General features: G+C 53.9%; 19 protein-coding genes. 2 read left to right on the plus strand and 17 right to left on the minus strand.

What is annotated here, in order from left to right:
- Positions 1-33: 33 nt before the first annotated feature.
- From tolR to C5523_RS19365, 9 genes are all read right to left on the minus strand, one after another.
- Entirely contained in the window at positions 34-471 is a 438-nt protein-coding gene (gene tolR, locus C5523_RS19325; protein WP_041852068.1) for a colicin uptake protein TolR, read from the minus strand.
- Between the two features lie 3 nt (positions 472-474).
- Positions 475-1,167, minus strand: a complete 693-nt coding sequence (tolQ, locus tag C5523_RS19330) for a Tol-Pal system protein TolQ (protein ID WP_090081892.1) — start codon at positions 1,165-1,167, stop codon at positions 475-477.
- Entirely contained in the window at positions 1,164-1,568 is a 405-nt protein-coding gene (ybgC, locus tag C5523_RS19335; protein ID WP_041852070.1) for a tol-pal system-associated acyl-CoA thioesterase, read from the minus strand. Before ybgC ends, tolQ begins: the two co-directional genes overlap by 4 nt.
- A 207-nt stretch (positions 1,569-1,775) precedes the next feature.
- Positions 1,776-2,069, minus strand: a complete 294-nt coding sequence (gene ybgE / locus C5523_RS19340) for a cyd operon protein YbgE (RefSeq protein WP_079498350.1) — start codon at positions 2,067-2,069, stop codon at positions 1,776-1,778.
- On the minus strand, positions 2,069-2,185 hold the full coding sequence (gene cydX, locus C5523_RS19345) for a cytochrome bd-I oxidase subunit CydX (protein WP_064572420.1): 117 nt from the start codon (positions 2,183-2,185) through the stop codon (positions 2,069-2,071). Before cydX ends, ybgE begins: the two co-directional genes overlap by 1 nt.
- Positions 2,186-2,199: 14 nt before the next feature.
- Positions 2,200-3,339 (minus strand): cytochrome d ubiquinol oxidase subunit II, encoded by a 1,140-nt coding sequence (gene cydB / locus C5523_RS19350; RefSeq protein WP_041852072.1) that lies wholly within the window; start codon positions 3,337-3,339, stop codon positions 2,200-2,202.
- 15 nt (positions 3,340-3,354) lie between these two features.
- A complete protein-coding gene (gene cydA / locus C5523_RS19355; protein WP_041852073.1) occupies positions 3,355-4,923 on the minus strand; it encodes a cytochrome ubiquinol oxidase subunit I in 1,569 nt (522 codons plus the stop codon).
- Between the two features lie 696 nt (positions 4,924-5,619).
- Entirely contained in the window at positions 5,620-6,975 is a 1,356-nt protein-coding gene (locus C5523_RS19360; protein ID WP_108701789.1) for a pyridoxal-dependent decarboxylase, read from the minus strand.
- An 18-nt stretch (positions 6,976-6,993) separates the two neighbouring features.
- The gene (locus tag C5523_RS19365) at positions 6,994-8,160 is read right to left on the minus strand and encodes an MFS transporter (protein ID WP_108702360.1); all 1,167 of its coding nucleotides are present in this window, start codon (positions 8,158-8,160) and stop codon (positions 6,994-6,996) included.
- Between the two features lie 155 nt (positions 8,161-8,315).
- Between C5523_RS19365 and C5523_RS19370 the strand changes: the two genes are divergently transcribed.
- Complete coding sequence (locus tag C5523_RS19370) at positions 8,316-8,765, plus strand: helix-turn-helix domain-containing protein (RefSeq protein WP_041852076.1); 450 nt, start codon at positions 8,316-8,318, stop codon at positions 8,763-8,765.
- A 74-nt stretch (positions 8,766-8,839) separates the two neighbouring features.
- Here the strand turns inward: C5523_RS19370 and sucD are convergent, their stop codons facing one another.
- From sucD to sdhC, 8 genes are all read right to left on the minus strand, one after another.
- Positions 8,840-9,709 carry a succinate--CoA ligase subunit alpha gene (sucD, locus tag C5523_RS19375; protein ID WP_041852077.1) on the minus strand — a complete coding sequence of 290 codons (870 nt, stop codon included), beginning with the start codon at positions 9,707-9,709 and terminating at the stop codon, positions 8,840-8,842.
- The gene (gene sucC / locus C5523_RS19380; protein ID WP_041852113.1) at positions 9,709-10,875 is read right to left on the minus strand and encodes an ADP-forming succinate--CoA ligase subunit beta; all 1,167 of its coding nucleotides are present in this window, start codon (positions 10,873-10,875) and stop codon (positions 9,709-9,711) included. The genes sucD and sucC overlap by 1 nt, the downstream gene beginning before the upstream one ends.
- A 117-nt stretch (positions 10,876-10,992) precedes the next feature.
- Entirely contained in the window at positions 10,993-12,219 is a 1,227-nt protein-coding gene (gene odhB / locus C5523_RS19385) for a 2-oxoglutarate dehydrogenase complex dihydrolipoyllysine-residue succinyltransferase (RefSeq protein WP_041852078.1), read from the minus strand.
- A gap of 14 nt (positions 12,220-12,233) precedes the next feature.
- A complete protein-coding gene (gene sucA / locus C5523_RS19390; RefSeq protein ID WP_041852079.1) occupies positions 12,234-15,041 on the minus strand; it encodes a 2-oxoglutarate dehydrogenase E1 component in 2,808 nt (935 codons plus the stop codon).
- 273 nt (positions 15,042-15,314) lie between these two features.
- Positions 15,315-16,031 carry a succinate dehydrogenase iron-sulfur subunit SdhB gene (sdhB, locus tag C5523_RS19395; protein ID WP_041852080.1) on the minus strand — a complete coding sequence of 239 codons (717 nt, stop codon included), beginning with the start codon at positions 16,029-16,031 and terminating at the stop codon, positions 15,315-15,317.
- 15 nt (positions 16,032-16,046) lie between these two features.
- Complete coding sequence (sdhA, locus tag C5523_RS19400) at positions 16,047-17,813, minus strand: succinate dehydrogenase flavoprotein subunit (RefSeq protein ID WP_041852081.1); 1,767 nt, start codon at positions 17,811-17,813, stop codon at positions 16,047-16,049.
- Positions 17,813-18,160, minus strand: coding sequence for a succinate dehydrogenase membrane anchor subunit (gene sdhD / locus C5523_RS19405; RefSeq protein WP_041852082.1), 348 nt, complete (start codon positions 18,158-18,160; stop codon positions 17,813-17,815). The genes sdhA and sdhD overlap by 1 nt, the downstream gene beginning before the upstream one ends.
- Positions 18,154-18,558 carry a succinate dehydrogenase cytochrome b556 subunit gene (sdhC, locus tag C5523_RS19410; RefSeq protein WP_047371241.1) on the minus strand — a complete coding sequence of 135 codons (405 nt, stop codon included), beginning with the start codon at positions 18,556-18,558 and terminating at the stop codon, positions 18,154-18,156. Before sdhC ends, sdhD begins: the two co-directional genes overlap by 7 nt.
- Before the next feature lie 637 nt (positions 18,559-19,195).
- On the opposite strand from sdhC, the gene C5523_RS19420 reads away from it, so the two are divergent.
- Complete coding sequence (locus tag C5523_RS19420) at positions 19,196-20,482, plus strand: citrate synthase (RefSeq protein WP_041852084.1); 1,287 nt, start codon at positions 19,196-19,198, stop codon at positions 20,480-20,482.
- Positions 20,483-20,495 lie beyond the last annotated feature (13 nt).

Raw genomic sequence — 20,495 nt, forward strand, 5'->3', positions numbered from 1 at the left:
GTTCCCAAAAACTGCCGCCTGTTAAGCCGGTGATCAGATAGGCTGCGTCATCAAGCCAACCGATTTAACACCCGCGCTGTGTAACAGGTTTAGCGCTTTAATGATTTCATCGTAAGGCACTTCTTTTGCGCCACCGATCAAGAAAACGGTTTTCGGATTTGATTGCAGGCGACGCTGCGCTTCTGCAATCACTTGCTCTGGCGGTAGCTGATCCATGCGATCTTTTTCCACCACCACGCTGTATTGTCCGACACCGGAAACCTCAATAATGACCGGAGGATCGTCATTGGTGCTGACGGTTTTCGACTCTGTCGCATCCGGCAGGTCAACCTCCACGCTCTGGGTGATGATCGGTGCGGTTGCCATAAAGATCAGCAACAGCACCAGCAGCACGTCCAGCAGCGGAACAATATTGATTTCGGATTTGAGGCCACGACTGTTACGGCTGCCCCGTCCACGCGTTCTGGCCATGGTTTACCCCTTGTTGCTCTCGGTGCTGGTAAACGCCTGACGATGCAGAATAGCCGTGAACTCTTCCATAAAGTTGTCGTAGTTCAGCTCCAGTTTGTTCACGCGCTGGTTCAGGCGGTTGTAGGCCATTACCGCCGGAATCGCTGCGAACAGGCCGATTGCGGTGGCGATCAACGCTTCGGCGATACCCGGCGCAACCATCTGTAAGGTTGCCTGCTTCACCGCACCCAGTGCGATAAAGGCGTGCATGATCCCCCACACCGTACCAAACAGACCAATATACGGGCTGATGGAGCCGACGGTACCGAGGAAAGGGATATGCGTTTCCAGGTTTTCCAGCTCGCGGTTCATCGAAATGCGCATCGCCCTGGATGCCCCTTCGACAATCGCTTCCGGCGCATGGCTGTTGGCACGGTGTAAACGCGCAAACTCTTTGAACCCGCTGTAGAAGATTTGTTCCGAACCCGTCAGGTTATCACGACGCCCCTGGCTTTCCTGGTACAGACGCGACAGTTCAATGCCCGACCAGAACTTGTCTTCAAAGGCTTCCGCTTCACGACCGGCTGCGTTGAGAATGCGCGTTCGCTGGATGATGATGGCCCAGGATGCGATTGAAAAACCAATCAAAATCAACATGATAAGTTTGACCAGAAGGCTAGCCTTCAGGAACAAATCAAGGATGTTCATGTCAGTCACTGCTTAAACTCCGCGACAATAGACTTGGGAAGCGCACGAGGCTTCATTAAGAGTGGATCAACACAGACAATCAGTACCTCAGCTTCGTTCAGAACTGTATTCTCTGCGTTGACGATCCGCTGCGTGAAGACCAGAGAGGTCCCGCGCATTGATGTAATTTCCGTTTGGACTTCGAGCATATCGTCGAGTCTGGCGGGCGCAAAATACTCCAGCGTGAGCTTGCGTACCACGAATGCGACGCGCTCGGCCAGCAAGACTTGCTGGCTAAAGTGATGGTGGCGCAGCATCTCAGTGCGTGCTCGTTCATAAAAAGCCACGTAGCTGGCGTGGTAAACCACACCACCGGCGTCGGTATCTTCGTAATAGACACGAACCGGCCATCGAAACAGCGTTGTATTCACTTTACATCCCGGTAATGCAATTAAATTGTGTCCTGTCATGGTTCGCGGATGGCGCTGATGAACAATGGCAGGACTCAACCTCAAGTTAGAGCTTTTAAACTTCGCTACTATACGCGCGGGGAAGATGGTTTGGAATGGGTAGAAGTAAACGGAGAGTAAAAATATATGGGCTTTTGCAAGCCCATATCATAAGCGGAGATTTCTTATTCAAAAGAAGAAGAAAATCAAACCTGCCAGCATTACCAGGTCTGCGATCAGCGGGCAAAAAATGCCTTGCCAGTGTATCGTGCGGGGACGGAATCCTACCCCATGAATCACACCAGCGCAGACGGCCCACATCAGCAGAAAGCCATGCCAGATTTCCAGGTCGCTGGTCTTTGCCGCGAAGCGCGAGGGATCCCAAAAGATACAGCCTGCCAGCACTAATGCCATAATTAAGGAAAGCGCCCTTAACGGGCGCTTATCCATTACCGCATAAAGTTTCGCGATAATCTCGTTCATCAATGCTCTTCTTGCTTACCGGCTTTCAGCGCTTCCACGTGTTCAAATGCCAGCGCCGTAATCACTCCAAAAGCACAGGCAAGAAGCGTTCCTAAAATCCATGCGAAATACCACATTATCAGCTCCTTACTTAGTACAGAGAGTGGGTGTTGCTTTCGATGTCTTCTTTCGTAATACGACCGAACATTTTCCAGTAACACCAAGCGGTGTAAATCAGGATGATCGGTACGAAGACCAGCGCCACAAAGGTCATCAGGTTCAGGGTCATCTGACTGGAGGTAGCATCCCACATGGTCAGACTGGCGTTCATCATAATGCTTGACGGCATGATGAACGGGAACATCGCGATACCCGCAGTCAGGATAATGCAGGCCAGCGTCAGTGAAGAGAACACGAACGCCAGTGCGCCTTTTTCCGCACGCGAAGTCAGCACCGTCAGCAGCGGCAACACCACACCAAGTGCAGGAATCGCCCACAATGACGGGATGTTATTGAAGTTTGCCAGCCAGGCACCGGCCTGACGCGCCACTTCTTTATTCAGCGGGTTGGAAGCAGCATGGTGATCCATGGCGGAAGTCACAACATAACCATCAATACCGTAGACCACCCACACCCCGGCCAGCACGAAGCAGATCGTAGTAACCAGTGCAGCAACCTGCGAAGTAGTACGTGCACGCAGATGCAGTTCACCCACCGTACGCATTTGCAGATAGGTTGCGCCTTGGGTGATGATCATCGCCACGCTTACCACACCGGCCAGCAGACCAAACGGGTTAAGCAACTGGAAGAAGTTCCCGGTGTAGGTCAGACGCAGATATTCATCGACGCTGAACGGTACGCCCTGCAGCAGGTTACCAAAGGCAACACCAATGACCAGCGGCGGCACAAAGCTACCGATGAAAATGCCCCAGTCCCACATGTTGCGCCAGCGGCTCTCTTCGATCTTAGAGCGATAGTCAAAACCTACCGGACGGAAGAACAGAGAAGCCAGCACCAGGATCATCGCCACATAGAAACCGGAGAACGCGGCGGCATAGACCATTGGCCAGGCAGCGAACAATGCACCACCCGCCGTGATCAGCCATACCTGGTTACCGTCCCAGTGTGGTGCGATGGAGTTAATCATCACACGGCGTTCGGTATCGCTACGACCCAGGAAACGGGTGAGCATGCCCACCCCCATGTCGAAGCCGTCGGTGACGGCGAAACCGATCAGCAGAATGCCAACCAGCAGCCACCAGATAAAACGTAATACTTCATAATCGATCATTTGACGACTCCTGTCTTAGCGTGCCGGCTGAGAAGCCACAGTGGACTGCTCGTAATGATAGCGGCCAGTTTTCAGGCTGCTTGGGCCCAGGCGTGCGAACTTGAACATCAAGAACATTTCAGCCACCAGGAACAGGGTATACAGACCGCAAATCAGGATCATCGAGAACAGCAGGTCGCCTGCGGTCAGGGTCGAGTTCGCCACGGCGGTCGGCAGCATTTCACCGATAGCCCACGGTTGACGACCGTACTCCGCCACAAACCAGCCGGATTCGATAGCAATCCACGGCAGCGGGATGCCATACAGCGCAGCACGCAGCAGCCATTTTTTCTCGCCGATGCGGTTACGGCAAACGGTCCAGAACGACACGGCGATGATGAACAGCATCAGCACGCCACACGCCACCATAATACGGAAGGCGAAGTACAGCGGCGCCACACGTGGAATGGAGTCCTGCGTTGCCTGTTTAATCTGCGCTTCGGTCGCATCCGCCACATTCGGCGTATAGCGTTTGAGCAGCAAGCCGTAACCCAGGTCTTTCTTCACGTTGTTGAACTCATCGCGTACGGACGGGTCTTTCGAACCGGAACGCAGTTGTTCAAGCAGGTGATACGCTTTCATACCGTTACGGATACGCTCTTCATGCTGCACCATCAGGTCTTTCAGGCCGATAACCGGCGTGTCGACAGAACGGGTAGCGATGATGCCCAGCGCGTAAGGGATCTGGATGGACATATGGTTTTTCTGCGCATCCTGGTCCGGAATACCAAACAGGGTAAACGCTGCCGGTGCAGGTTGGGTTTCCCACTCTGCTTCGATGGCCGCCAGTTTGGTTTTCTGCACGTCACCCATTTCGTAACCAGATTCATCACCCAGTACGATAACGGACAGTACAGCAGCCATACCGAAGCTCGCTGCGATAGCAAAGGAGCGTTTCGCGAACGCGATGTCACGACCGCGCAGCAGATAGTAAGAGCTGATACCGAGGATGAAGATAGCACCACAGGTATAGCCAGAGGCCACGGTATGGACAAATTTCACCTGAGCAACCGGGTTGAGTACCAGTTCGGCGAAGCTGACCATTTCCATACGCATGGTTTCGAAGTTGAAATCTGCAGCAACCGGGTTTTGCATCCAGCCGTTTGCCACAAGGATCCACAACGCGGACAAGTTGGAGCCCAGCGCGACCAGCCAGGTCACTGCCATATGCTGTACTTTGCCCAGACGATCCCAACCGAAGAAAAACAGACCTACAAAAGTGGACTCGAGGAAGAAGGCCATCAAACCTTCAATGGCCAGTGGCGCACCGAAGATGTCCCCAACGTAGTGAGAATAGTAAGACCAGTTAGTCCCGAACTGGAACTCCATGGTCAAACCAGTGGCCACGCCCAGTGCAAAGTTGATACCAAACAACTTGCCCCAGAACTTGGTCATATCTTTATAAATCTGTTTGCCGGAGAGGACGTAGACCGTTTCCATAATGGCCAGCAAGAACGCCATACCGAGCGTCAGTGGCACAAAAAGGAAGTGGTACATCGCGGTCAAGGCAAACTGCAAACGTGACAGTTCGACTATATCTAACATCATGACTCCTTGCTCATCGCATGAAGACTCCGAGAGTAAACCTCGTCAGCGAAGGTTTACGCGCATGCCCCAATACAAAAGTTGTTGCACTTTTAAATCATCATCAGCAATAACGTTGATGCTGATTCAAAAAAGTTACAACTACGTTAATAAAAAACCCAAATTGATCTCTCGAATATATTACTCCGCAAACCCCTTACAATAAAAAGGTTTTTATTGTGTTTGTTTTACGTTTTTCGACAGTGATCAATTTATACTGAATTTAGCAGTTTTAAGCCAATTTGATCGGCGACAATTTAACTATTTTTGATGCCTTTTCCAAGCTTTTAAATATTGATTTAAATCAATTTCATCACTTTCTGTTAATTTTGTAGACACGACATCCTTTTAGTAAAAAAGGTGTTAACAATATGTATATCTTAACGCAGACAACCGTTATCAAACGGTCGCGAAAGAGAAATAATTACCCGCTTATTTAACGTTTAATCCTGGGTGTGCATTGCGGCTTGCAAAAAAGGTCCGATCGCTCAGGTAAAAAGAGGTGATGTTATTCCCCCTCATTTATTTCACAATAATTTCACTTTCAGAAAAAAATATTTAACACCACAAGGTTACTATTCAATAAAAAAGGCCGCGCAGTGTTACGCAGCCTTAAGTAAAAATCTAACAGGAACGGCTTATTAACATTCCTCAAGGTTATGATTGTTGGCTTTCCGCATTAATTTGTCCCAACAATTCCAGAAGCGCATCCACATCCTGCCGCTGTGTGCGCCAGGATGAAACACTAATACGTAGCGCTGGCCTTCCCTGCCAGCGGGTAGTGCCAAACCAGGTTTTACCCGAGGCTTGTGCCGCAGCCAGTACGGCCTCCGTTTGCGCGTCACTTCCGCAACGAAACAGTACCTGATTAATCACCACACGGTTCAGCACCTCAAACCCAAGCTGTTTCAGCCCCTCGCTGATGACGCGAGCCAGCATGCAGTGTCTGTCGACCATCTCGCGTACCCCTTCACGCCCCAGCACGCGCAGCGCGGCCCAGACCGGGATTCCTCGTGGGCGACGAGAAAACTCCAGCGTCAGATTCTTCTGCGCATCGGCACTGGCGCTCATGTAGACCGCATCGCTGTTCATCGCCCCGGCCAGAACCTGAGGATCGCGACAAATGACCATCGCGCAATCATAAGGCGTGTTGAGCCACTTATGAGCATCGGTGGTCCAACTGTCAGCCAGTTCAATGCCCTGTGTCAGCGCCGCCTGTGATGACGCGCGAGCCCAGAGACCAAAGGCGCCGTCAACATGGACCCATGCCCCTGCCGCGTGGGCCCGTGGGATAATCTGCGCGAAAGGATCAAACTCACCTGTATTCACCTCCCCTGCCTGCAGGCAAAGTATGGTACGGGCATCAAGCGGCGGCAGTTGCTGCACGTCAACACGCCCGAACGCGTCTACTGGCGCAATAATCAGTCGCGACATGCCGAACCCCAGAATACGCAGCGCCTTTTTCACCGTGATGTGAACCAACTCAGAGACCACCACTTTGATTTCCGGCGCGCCGGGCAACCCGTCGTTGTCGATATCCCAGCCTTCACGTGCCAGCAGCTCACGGCGCGCTGCCGCCAGAGCGGCTAAGGTACATGCCGTTGCGCTGGTGCCAAAACCAACGGCGCTTTCACGCGGCAAGTCCAGCGCTTCCAGCACCCAGCGGCCCGCAACACGTTCCACCGTGTCGGCTACCGGTGAGTTCAGAAACGACGACGCGCACTGATCCCAGGCGACCATTAACCGCTCAGCCGCTGAGGCGGAAGGCAATGTCGCCCCCACCACGAAACCAAAATAACCCGGCCCGTTCGATGCTGTAGTCGCAGGTGAACCGATATCATCCAGCAGGGCCAGCGTCTGCTCAGCAGATTCCCCTGCCTGCGGTAGCGGTTCATCAAACGCGCCTAGCGCGGCGATAGCATCAGCATCAGGAAAAACGCGTCGCGTGCTGTTCCCCTCCAGATAACGTAAGCCGCGCTCATCAGCCTCAGCCAGCAGTTCCCGTTCGTTCATCTTATTACCCCTGTTGTCTTAATTCTCATCTGGCATCAGATGCCGCGTTAACGCCCATATCATCAGCGCCAGTAGACTTACCGTCGCCCCTAATAAACAGACCTCCTGCCAGCCATAGTGAGCAAATACCGCAGTGGTCGCGATAGCCCCTACCCCACTTCCCGTGGCGTAGAACAGCATATAGAGGGCAATCAGCCGCCCGTGTGCCGCTGACGTGCGCAAAATCATGCTCTGATTGGTAACATGCAGCGCCTGCCCACCCAAATCCAGCAGCACAATCCCTACCAATAACAGTGCCAGGGAATGCTCAAGCTGTGACAGGGGCCACCATGCCAGTAAGAGCAGCACCAGCGCATAAAAACTGGTGCGCTGCCCATGACCGCGATCGGCATCGCGCCCGGCTCGGGTCGCGGCAAGGGCTCCCGCCACACCGGCAAGCGCAAACAGCCCAATCACCGTATGTGAAAAACCATAGGGAGGCGCACTTAGCGGGAGCACCATCGCACTCCAGAAAATCGTAAAGGCGGCAAACATTAACAACGCCAGCACGCCGCGAATTTGCAATACGCGATCGGTACAGAGTAATGTCAGCATCGAGAACAGCAGTTGTCTCGCACTGACGGATTCGGGATGCACACCAAAGCGCGGTAGTTGTCTCCAGAGCAGCGGCAGCAGTACCAGCATCATTAACGCAGAAGCGCCATATACTGCGCGCCATCCCGCCAGATCGCTCATCACACCGGCAAAGACACGCGCCAGCAGCAAACCGATAAAAACACCGCTCTGGGCCGCGCCGACCACCCGCCCACGCTCCTGAACATCGGCAGCACTGGCCGCACAGGCGATAAGCCCCTGCGTCATCGCCGTGCCGAGCAACCCCGTCGCCAGCATGCCCACCAGCAAAACCCAGGCAGATTGCGCCATCACAACGATACAGAGTGCAGCAATCAGCGCCAGCAGTTGCAACAACATCAGGCGCCGTCGCTCCACAATATCCCCCAACGGCACCAGCAGCAGTAATGCCAGCGCACAGCCCACCTGCGTGGCGGTGACCACACCGCCCACCGCAGCCTGACTGATGGCGAAGTCCCGTGCCAGCATGTCGAGCAGCGGTTGCGCGTAATAAACATTCGCCACACTCAGCCCACTGGCGATGGCAAACAGCAACACCAGGCTACGCGGCATCGCTGTCGGTTTCATGGTTTCACTGCATAGGGGTGCAGCAGGCATACTGCATATCTCTTCTTTCATCGCCCCACCTGGTTGCAAAAGAAAACTAGTTGAAGCGTAAATAAACCAGTTTTAAAATGCAACTTGAAAGTTTTTCACGAGGCCCGGCTATGACATCTGAACGCTCCCCCGCTTACCAGCCCTGCCCGGTCGCCCGGTCAGTCGATATCATCGGCGATCGCTGGGCGCTGCTTATCGTGCGCGACGCGTTCGACGGCGTGCGGCGTTTTGGCGATTTTCAGCGTGGCCTGGGGATGGCGCGCAATATTCTCACCGACCGTCTGCGTAAGTTGGTCGAGGCGGGTATTTTCGCCACCCAGCCTGCGTCTGACGGCACGGCGTATCAGGAGTATGTGCTGACGCAAAAAGGGCAATCACTCTTTCCGGTTATCGTCGCACTACGTCAGTGGGGCGAAGGCCATCTGTTTGCCCCGGGCGAACCGCATTCGTTGCTGGTGGATACACGCACCGGTGAGGCCATCCCTCCGATGGCCCCGGTCGCGCCTGACGGCCAAAGATTGACCGGTGAAAACACCCGCGTGCGTAAAATCGGCGCATAAAAAAGGCCGCTCTTTTCGGAGCGGCCAACCATGTCGAACATATTACAGCCCCTTTCAACGAGGGGCATTGAGTCTTATTTGATAATCGCTTTCAGCGCTTCGCCGATATCGGCCAGGCTGCGAACTGTTTTCACGCCAGCGGCTTCCAGAGCGGCGAATTTCTCATCCGCTGTCCCTTTACCCCCTGCGATGATTGCACCCGCGTGACCCATACGTTTGCCTTTCGGCGCGGTCACACCAGCGATATAACCAACAACCGGTTTGGTCACGTGATCTTTGATATAAGCCGCCGCTTCTTCTTCCGCGCTACCGCCGATTTCACCGATCATGACGATCGCTTCGGTCTGCGGATCTTCCTGGAACAGTTTCAGGATATCGATGAAGTTAGAGCCCGGGATCGGGTCACCGCCGATACCCACACAGGTGGACTGGCCGAAGCCGTAGTCGGTGGTCTGCTTAACCGCTTCATAGGTCAGCGTACCAGAACGGGAGACGATGCCCACTTTGCCTGGCTGGTGAATGTGGCCCGGCATGATGCCGATTTTGCATTCGCCTGGGGTGATAACGCCAGGGCAGTTCGGCCCAATCATGCGCACGCCCGCTTCGTCGAGTTTCACTTTCACAGTTAGCATATCCAGCGTCGGGATACCTTCGGTGATGGTGATAATCAGCTTAATGCCTGCGTCAATCGCTTCCAGAATGGAGTCTTTGCAGAACGGCGCCGGAACATAGATAACAGACGCGGTTGCGCCCGTTGCTTCTACCGCTTCACGCACGGTGTTAAACACCGGCAGGCCCAGATGGGTGGTGCCGCCTTTGCCTGGCGTAACGCCGCCGACCATTTGCGTACCGTAAGCAATCGCTTGTTCGGAGTGGAAAGTACCCTGGCTTCCGGTGAAACCCTGGCAGATAACTTTGGTGTTTTTATCAATTAAAACGGACATTATTTCCCCTCCACTGCGGCAACGACCTGCTGCGCTGCATCCGTCAGACTTTTCGCTGCAATAATATTCAGGCCGCTGTCAGCCAGACGCTTCGCGCCCAGCTCCGCGTTGTTACCTTCCAGACGAACGACAACCGGTACGTTAACACCCACTTCTTCTACCGCGCCGATGATGCCGTCGGCAATCAGGTCACAGCGAACGATACCGCCGAAGATGTTAACCAGAACGGCTTTCACGTTTTCGTCAGACAGAATGATTTTGAACGCTTCGGTTACGCGCTCTTTGGTCGCGCCACCGCCCACGTCGAGGAAGTTTGCCGGTTCGCCGCCGTGCAGCTTAACGATGTCCATCGTCCCCATCGCCAGGCCTGCACCGTTAACCATGCAACCAATATTGCCTTCCAGCGCAACGTAGTTCAGTTCCCAGTGTGCTGCCTGCGCTTCGCGCGGGTCTTCCTGAGACTGGTCACGCATTTCGCGCAGTTCGGATTGACGGAACAGTGCGTTGCCGTCAGCGCCCAGTTTGCCATCGAGGCAGATCAGGTCGCCCTGTTTAGTGATGACCAGCGGGTTAATTTCGATAAGCGCCAGGTCGCGCTCCAGGAAAATGGTCGCCAGGCCCATAAAGATTTTGGTGAATTGCTGAACCTGCTTACCTTCCAGGCCCAGTTTGAACGCCAGCTCGCGCCCCTGGTACGGCATGGGGCCGGCCAGCGGGTCAAGGGCGATTTTGTGGATAAGGTGCGGGGTTTCTTCCGCCACTTTCTCAATTTCTACGCCGCCTTCGGTAGACGCCATGAACACAACGCGACGGGAGCTACGATCAACAACAGCGCCCAGATACAGCTCTTTGCCGATGTCAGTCGCTGCTTCAACCAGGATCTGGTTGACCGGCTGACCATTGGCGTCTGTTTGATAGGTCACCAGACGTTTGCCAAGCCAGTTTTCCGCGAACGCGCGAATATCTTCTTTGCTGTTAACAACTTTTACACCGCCCGCTTTACCACGGCCACCTGCGTGTACCTGGCACTTCACTACCCACGGACCCGCGCCGATTTTAGACGCAGCCTCTTCCGCTTCACGCGGCGTCGTGCACGCATAGCCTACAGGAGCAGGCAAACCGTAACGGGCAAAAAGCTGTTTTGCCTGATATTCATGTAAGTTCATGTGTTCTATCCATCCTTCATTAGACTTGTTACGCCGGACGGCACTGCGCGCATCCGGCTTACAATGCAGGTGTTCGTTTTTGTAACCCGGCAGCATTACGCCGCCGGGCAAAGGACACTACACGTCCAGCAGCAGACGTGTCGGATCTTCCAGCAGCTCTTTAATCGCCACCAGGAAGCCAACGGATTCGCGGCCGTCAATCAGGCGGTGATCATAAGAGAGCGCCAGATACATCATGGGCAGAATTTCAACTTTGCCATCTACAGCCATCGGGCGGTCTTTAATGGCATGCATACCCAGAATGGCGCTCTGCGGTGGGTTGATGATTGGCGTAGACATCAGCGAACCAAACACACCGCCGTTGGTAATGGTGAAGTTACCACCGGTCAGGTCTTCAACAGTCAGTTTGCCGTCACGCCCTTTCACCGCCAGATCTTTAATGCGTTTTTCGATATCGGCCATGCCCAGGGTATCCACATCGCGCAGAACCGGGGTTACCAGGCCACGCGGCGTAGAGACCGCCATGCTGACATCGAAATAGTTGTGGTACACCACATCGTCACCGTCGATAGAGGCGTTCACTTCCGGGTAGCGTTTCAGTGCTTCCACCACCGCTTTTACGTAGAAGGACATAAAGCCCAGGCGGATGCCATGACGTTTTTCAAAGGCATCGCCGTACTGCTTACGCAGATCCATAATCGGCTTCATGTTCACTTCGTTAAAAGTCGTGAGCATGGCGGTGGAGTTCTTCGCTTCCAGCAGACGCTCCGCTACACGTTTACGCAGACGGGTCATCGGCACGCGTTTTTCAGAGCGGCCCGCCAGTTGCGGTGCAGCAGGTGCTGCAGCCGGCGCGGCGGGTTTACTTTCTTCTTTTTTCGCCGGTGCTTTCGCCAGATGTTTTTCAATATCTTCGCGAGTCAGACGGCCACCGACGCCGGTGCCTTTAATGGCGCTGGCTTCAAGATTATGCTCGGCCAGCAGGCGACGGATAGCCGGGCTGAGCGCGTCGTTGTTTTGCTCTTCGAGAGACGCCTGCTGGCGCTGAGCCGGGGTAGACTCTTTGGCGTCAGATTTTGCGCTGCTCTCTTTACCTGCGCTGTTACCTTCGCGCAGGCGGCCCAGAATCTGGCGTGACGTTACGGTAGTGCCTTCATCTTCCAGCACTGCGTCCAGAATGCCGTCTGCCGATGCCGGTACTTCCAGTACCACTTTGTCAGTTTCGATTTCTACCAACACTTCATCGCGTTGGACGGTATCGCCCGGTTTTTTGTGCCAGGTCGCAACAGTCGCGTCAGCAACGGACTCAGGCAGGTCGGGTACAAGAATATCTACGCTACTCATTATTTATCCTTTAATTAATCGACGTTCAGCGCGTCATTGACCAGAGCTTGTTGCTGTTTCTGGTGAACGGACAGATATCCTACCGCTGGCGAAGCGGAGGCCGGGCGACCTGCATATTGCAGGGCTGCCCCAAACGGAATCACTTCTCGCAGATGATGCTGGCTGCAGTACCATGCGCCCTGGTTGAGCGGCTCTTCCTGGCACCAGACAAAATCCTGTACATGCGCATACGGTTTCAGCGCTTCCTGCACCGACTGGTGCGGGAACGGATACAACTGCTCAATCCTGACAATGGCGACGTCTTTCTGATCGTTCTTACGACGCTGTTCAAGCAGGTCATAATAAACCTTACCAGAACACAGAACGACGCGCTTAACCCCTTTCGGATCAAGGGCGTCTATCTCACCGATCGCGGGCATAAAGGTGCCATTCGCCAGTTCATCGAGACTGGAGACCGCCAGCGGGTGGCGCAGCAGCGATTTCGGCGACATGACAACCAGCGGACGGCGCATACCGCGCAGCGCCTGACGACGCAGCATGTGGTAAACCTGTGCCGGGGTTGACGGTACACAGACCTGCATGTTTTGTTCAGCGCACAACTGCAGATAACGCTCCAGACGCGCGGAGGAGTGCTCCGGACCCTGGCCTTCGTAACCGTGCGGCAGCAGCATCACCAGACCACACATACGGCCCCATTTCTGCTCACCGGAACTGATGAACTGGTCGATAACCACCTGAGCGCCGTTGGCAAAGTCACCGAACTGCGCTTCCCAGATGGTCAGGGTACGCGGCTCTGCGGTGGCGTAACCGTACTCAAACGCCAGAACCGCTTCCTCAGACAGAACGGAGTCCCAGACTTTGAACGGCCCCTGGCTATTGTGGACGTGATGCAGCGGCGTATAGGTTGAACCGTTGGCCTGGTTATGGATAACCGCGTGACGATGGAAGAACGTGCCGCGACCAGAATCTTCACCGGACAGACGGACGGAGATACCTTCGTCAACCAGAGTCGCATAGGCCAGGTTTTCCGCGCCGCCCCAGTCGAACAGTTTCTCGCCCGACGCCATCGCCTGGCGGTCGTTGTAAATTTTTGCAACGCGGGCCTGCATTTCGATGGATTCCGGCACCGTACTGATGCGTTTGGCCAGTTCCTGCAGGCGCTTCATTTCGACCTTGTTCGGGTAGCTCTCATCCCATTCGTGGTTGAGGTACGGCGACCAGGTAAAAGAGTGCATGTTCATCGGACGCCACTCTTTCACGACACACTCGCCGGCATCCAGTGCGTCACGGTAGAGGTTCACCAGTTCGGTCGCGTCTTCCAGCGTCGCAACACCGTCATGCTCCAGCTTGTCAGCATAGATTTTGCGCGGGGTCGGATGCTTTTTGATTTTCTGGTACATCAGCGGCTGAGTTGCGCTCGGCTCGTCGGCTTCGTTATGGCCATGACGGCGATAGCAGACCAGGTCGATGAACACATCGCGTTTGAAGGTATTGCGGAAGTCCAGCGCCACACGGGTAACGAAAGCGACGGCTTCCGGGTCATCCGCGTTAACGTGGAAAATCGGCGCCTGCACCATTTTACCGATATCGGTACAGTATGGTGTGGAGCGCGCATCAAGCGGGTTAGAGGTGGTGAAGCCCACCTGGTTATTAATGACGATACGCACGGTACCGCCCACTTCATAACCGCGCGCTTTGGACATGTTCAGGGTTTCCTGAACCACGCCCTGACCTGTAACGGCCGCGTCACCGTGAATCGTGATTGGCAGAACTTTGTTGCTGCTCGGCTCATCCAGGCGGTCAAGACGTGCACGCACGGACCCCATTACTACCGGGCTGACGATTTCAAGGTGCGACGGGTTAAACGCCAGCGCCAGGTGCACAAGCCCCCCCTCGGTTTCGATATCGGACGAGAAACCCATATGGTATTTCACGTCACCCGTACCGAGGTGCTCTTTATGTTTACCCGCAAATTCGTCAAACAGATCCTGCGGTTTTTTACCCAGCACGTTAATGAGCACGTTCAGACGACCGCGGTGCGCCATACCCAGCACCACTTCGCGCGTGCCGCTTTTACCGGCATGGCGAATCATCTCTTTGAGCATCGGCACCAGTGCATCGCCGCCTTCCAGCGAGAAGCGTTTCGCACCGGGGAATTTCGCGCCCAGATAACGCTCCATCCCTTCTGCCGCCGTCAGTTCGCTGAGGAAACGTTTTTTCTCATCAGCGGTAAAGGAGGCTTTGCCAGCAACGGATTCAATACGCTGTTGGATCCAGCGTTTTTCTTCGGTGCTGGTAATGTGCATATATTCAGCACCGATGGAGCCGCAGTAGGTTTGTTTCAGAGCTGCGATCAAATCGCCAAGCTGCATCGTGTCTTTGCCGATGGCAAAAGAACCTACGTTGAACGTCTCCTGGAAGTCTGCCTCGGTCAGGTCATGGAATGACGGGTCGAGGTCTGCAACGCGCTCTTGTTGCCACAGTCCCAGCGGATCGAGATTGGCCTGCTGGTGACCGCGGAAACGATAGGCGTTAATGAGCTGCAGGACTTTTACCTGCTTCGCATTGGTGTCAGGGTCAGAAATGGAGGAAGAGTAACGTGAGGCATCCTTCGCCAGACGACGGAAATAATCACGTGTTTTGGAATGGAATTGATCCGGTTTCACTCCGGTGCCTGGTAACTCTTCAAACATGGAACGCCATGTCGCATCTACCGAGTCAGGATCGGTTAAGAAGTCTTCATAGAGCTGTTCTATCCAGCTCTGGTTCGAACCAGAGAGGTAAGAAGAGTCCAGCCAGGCTTTCAAAGCGCTGTTCTGCATCGTGATCCCTTAAGCATTGTTATGCTTACTTCGCCGTGGATAACTACAACGCGCGCGGCAGGGCGCACACGTCCCGGGGTTCACTTGCGAGCTCTTCTCTTTGTTGGCCCGCGAAGGAACCTTTAAAAACTGTCTGAATATTTTCCCTCACCCCTGCCCTCTCCCGGAGGGAGAGGGGGAAGAACGTGCGGCAGTTTTTAAAGGTCTCCTGCAATCTATTCCCTCTCCCCTTGGGGGAGAGGGTTAGGGTGAGGGGAAAAGCGCCCCTCTGAATTACGCACTACGTTGCAACAACATCGACTTGATATGGCCGATGGCGCGCGTCGGGTTCAGTCCCTTCGGACAGACACTGACGCAGTTCATAATGCTATGGCAGCGGAATACGCTGAAAGCATCACTCAGCCCTTCCAGGCGGTTATCGGTCTCGGTATCACGACTGTCAATCAGGAAGCGATACGCGGCCAGCAGACCGGCTGGGCCGATAAACTTATCCGGATTCCACCAGAACGACGGACAGGACGTGGAGCAGCATGCACAAAGGATACATTCGTACAGCCCATCGAGTTTTTCACGCTGTTCGGGCATCTGCAGATGCTCACGCGCAGGTGGATTTTGCCCATTATTCAATAAGTAAGGCTTAATCTTCTCATATTGGGCATAGAATTGCCCCATGTCCACAACCAAATCACGGATTACCGGCAGCCCCGGCAGTGGGCGAATCACAATCTTCTGCTTACCGTTGCCCAGCGCCGACAGCGGCGTAATACACGCCAGACCGTTTTTCCCGTTCATGTTGAGGCCGTCTGAACCGCATACCCCTTCGCGACAGGAGCGACGGAAAGAGAGACTCGGGTCTTTTTCTTTTAGCTGCATCAACGCATCGAGCAGCATCATGTCACGACCTTCTTCCCCTTCCAGGGTGTAATCCTGCATGCGCGGAGCGTCGTCAACATCCGGGTTATAGCGATAAATTGAAAACTCGAATTTCATTTTCCTGTCTCCGCATTAGTAAGTACGAATCTTCGGCGGGAAAGCCGGACGCAGTTTCGGTTCCATGTTGACGCTACGGCGCGTCATGGATTCCGTCTCTGGCAGATACAGGGAATGGCACAGCCAGTTTTCATCATCACGCTCCGGGAAGTCGAAGCGGCTATGCGCGCCACGGCTCTCGGTACGGAAGTTGGCAGATACCGCCGTCGCGTACGCGGTCTCCATCAGGTTATCCAGCTCCAGGCACTCAACACGCTGGGTGTTAAATTCACTGGAGGTGTCATCCAGACGGGCATTTTTCAGGCGTTCGCGAATGACTTTCAGTTGCTCAAGGCCTTTCGCCATCGCGTCGCCTTCACGGAAGACCGAGAAGTTATGTTGCATACATTCCTGCAACGCTTTACGAATGGTCACCGGATCTTCACCTGAACGGTTGTTGTTCCAACGGTTGAGACGCTCCAGCGAACCTTCAATGTCAGATTCACTCGCATCGCGCAGTACGCCCTGCTCAGCGATAGACTCTTGCAGATGCAGACCTGCCGCACGACCAAAGACCACAAGGTCAAGCAGAGAGTTGCCGCCCAGACGGTTGGCACCGTGCACCGATACGCAGGCAATTTCGCCCACTGCGAACAGGCCTGGGATCACCACATCTTCGCCCTGTGCGTTCACCGTCAGCGCCTGACCGGTCACTTTGGTCGGGATCCCGCCCATCATATAGTGACAAGTTGGGATCACCGGGATCGGCTCTTTTACAGGATCGACGTGCGCAAAAGTACGGGACAGCTCCAGAATGCCAGGCAAACGCGACTCCAGCACCTCTTTACCGAGGTGGTCGAGTTTCAGTTTGGCGTGTGGTCCCCACGGACCGTCACAGCCACGACCTTCACGGATTTCGATCATGATGGAACGTGCCACCACATCACGACCCGCCAGGTCTTTTGCGTTCGGCGCATAGCGCTCCATGAAACGCTCACCATGTTTGTTTAAGAGATAGCCGCCTTCACCGCGGCAACCTTCGGTGACCAGCACCCCCGCCCCGGCGATACCGGTCGGGTGGAACTGCCACATTTCCATATCCTGCACCGGCACACCGGCACGCAGCGCCATCCCGACACCGTCGCCGGTATTGATGTGCGCGTTGGTGGTGGACTGGTAAATACGACCCGCGCCGCCCGTTGCCAGTACAGTCGCACGGGCTTTGAAGTAAACCACTTCACCGGTTTCAATGCACAGCGCGGTACAACCGACGACTGCACCATCCTGGTTTTTCACCAGATCCAGCGCGTACCACTCGGAAAAAATAGTAGTGTGGTTTTTAAGGTTTTGCTGATAAAGCGTATGCAATAACGCGTGACCGGTACGGTCAGCCGCCGCTGCGGTACGTGCAGCCTGCTCGCCACCGAAATTTTTTGACTGGCCGCCGAACGGACGCTGGTAGATGCGGCCGTCATCGAGACGCGAAAACGGCAGGCCCATATGTTCCAGTTCCAGAATGGCTTCCGGACCGGTTTTACACATATATTCAATGGCATCCTGGTCGCCGATGTAATCGGAACCTTTTACCGTATCGTACATGTGCCATTCCCAGTTATCTTCGTGGGTATTGCCCAGCGCTACCGTAATGCCGCCCTGAGCGGATACAGTGTGAGAACGGGTTGGAAAAACTTTAGAAAGCAGCGCACAGGTCTGGCCGCTTTGGGAAATTTGTAACGCCGCGCGCATACCTGCGCCGCCTGCGCCAATAACGACAGCATCAAATTCTCTGACTGGCAGTTTCATCACACACCCCACACCACAACGAATCCATAAATAACGTAAGCCGCGAGTGCAACGACAATAGCCAGTTGCAGAATCAGGCGCACAGCCAGCGGTTTAACGTAGTCGGTCAACACCTGCCACATGCCAATCCAGGCATGAATCAAAATGGAGAACAGTGCCAGCAGGGTGAAGACTTTCGTGAAGGCGGATGAGAAGAAGCCTGTCCAGACTTGCCAGGTAATATCGCCAGTGATAGCGAAAAAACCGACCATATAGATGATATAGAGCGTCAGGACGATTGCGGTAGCACGGACCAGAATGAAGTCATGTACGCCGTTGCGTCCTAATGCGGAGGCGTTGCTTACCATACGAGGACTCCTGCGAGAAGTGAAAGCACGACAGTAATTGCAAATGACACGTTGGCGGAACGTTTTCCTGCCTCAAAAGTTTCTTCCAGCCAGCCAAAATCCATCAGCATGTGGCGAATACCGCCAACCGCATGGTAAGCCAGTGCAGTCAGAATGCCCCACAAAATGAATTTAACAAAAAAACCACTCATAATAGCGGAGGCAGACTGGAAGCCTTCTTCGGATGACAGCGACAGGCCCAGTAACCACAGCAGGATGCCGACCGCCACAAAGGTGATGACGCCGGAAACGCGGTGAAGAATGGACGCTATTGCCGTAACAGGAAACCGGATCGTTGCGAGATCCAGATTAACAGGTCTTTGTTTTTTCACATTTTTTATCATGAATAACGCCCACATGCTGTTCTTATAGTTTCCTTCCTCCGGTCTGCTTGCGGGTCAGACAGCGTCCTTTTCTATAACTGCGCGTAATGCAAAATTTCAGCTTCCAGATGCGAAACGACAGGTTACAACGCTGGGTGGCTCGGGATTGCAGGGTATTCCGGAGACCTGGCGGCAGTATAGGTCGTTCACAAAATCATTACAATTATCCTACATATAGTTTGTCGGGTTTTATGCTGAACAGTGATCATGGTCACGATAACAACATTATTTTAAAATTTAATCATCTGATTTGACAAAAGTTAAACATTCTTGTTACAAACTTCATCAGAAGAGAGATATAATTCGCAAAAGTTATGGGGTCTATCTTTCACCTGCAAATAAGTTATGCAACAGTGTGATGAAGTTGACCGAATTAATCAGGACAGTTATTAGTGATAGCAGGTTTGACAAAATCCGACTGCTAAGAACCTGATTTGTTGCTGTTTTGACTGTACTTTCAATGTGTACCTGCTAGCGCCCATCGCTCTGTACCCTGGTTTTTCCTCTCATCAGAGCAGCGAGCCAAATAATAATCTGGTAGCGTTAAAAGGCAGTTTGAATGCAAATCCGGTAACAGGTAGTCTTAAGCAATAAGGCGCTAAGGAGACCGTAAATGGCTGATAAAAAAGCAAACATCACCTATAATGGTGACGCTGCTATTGAACTGGATGTGCTAAAGGGCACGCTCGGTCAGGATGTTATTGATATCCGTAGTCTCGGTTCAAAAGGTGTATTCACTTTTGACCCAGGTTTCACCTCTACCGCATCATGCGAATCCAAAATCACCTTCATTGATGGCGACGAAGGTATCCTGTTGCATCGTGGTTTCCCGATCGACCAACTGGCCACCGATTCCAACTATCTCGAAGTCTGTTATATCCTGCTGTACGGCGAAAAACCGACGCAGGAGCAATACGATGAGTTCAAACTCACCGTCACTCGCCACACAATGATTCACGAGCAGATTACCCGTCTGTTCCATGGCTTCCGTCGTGACTCTCATCCGATGGCGGTTCTGTGCGGCGTCACCGGCGCGCTGGCGGCGTTCTACCATGACTCTCTGGATGTGAACAATCCGCGTCACCGTGAGATTGCAGCCTTCCGCCTGCTGTCCAAAATGCCAACTGTGGCAGCGATGTGTTACAAATATTCTATCGGTCAGCCTTTCGTTTATCCGCGTAACGACCTCTCCTACGCTGGTAACTTCCTGCATATGATGTTCGCCACTCCGTGCGAAAGCTATGAAGTGAACCCGGTGCTGGAACGTGCAATGGACCGCATCCTGATCCTGCACGCTGACCATGAGCAGAACGCCTCGACTTCCACCGTCCGTACCGCAGGCTCCTCGGGTGCGAACCCGTTTGCCTGTATCGCCGCGGGTATTGCTTCCCTGTGGGGGCCGGCGCACGGCGGCGCGAACGAAGCCGCGCTGAAAATGCTCGAAGAGATCAGCACCGTTAAACACATTCCGGAATTCCTGCGTCGCGCCAAAGATAAGAACGATTCGTTCCGTCTGATGGGCTTCGGTCACCGTGTCTACAAGAACTATGACCCGCGCGCGACCGTTATGCGTGAAACCTGCCACGAAGTATTGCGTGAGCTGGGTACCAAAGACGATCTGCTGGAAGTGGCAATGGAACTTGAGCATATCGCGCTCAACGACCCGTACTTCATCGAGCGTAAGCTGTACCCGAACGTGGACTTCTACTCCGGTATCATCCTTAAAGCGATGGGCATTCCGTCTTCCATGTTTACCGTTATCTTCGCGATGGCGCGTACCGTGGGCTGGATTGCACACTGGAACGAAATGCACGACGACGGCATTAAAATTGCCCGTCCGCGTCAGTTGTACACCGGTTATGAAAAACGCGATTTCAAAACCGATCTCGAAAAGCACTAAGTTGCTGATAGTA

Origin of the sequence: Phytobacter sp. SCO41 (genome assembly GCF_003073275.1) — a bacterium.
Lineage (GTDB): Bacteria > Pseudomonadota > Gammaproteobacteria > Enterobacterales > Enterobacteriaceae > Phytobacter > Phytobacter diazotrophicus.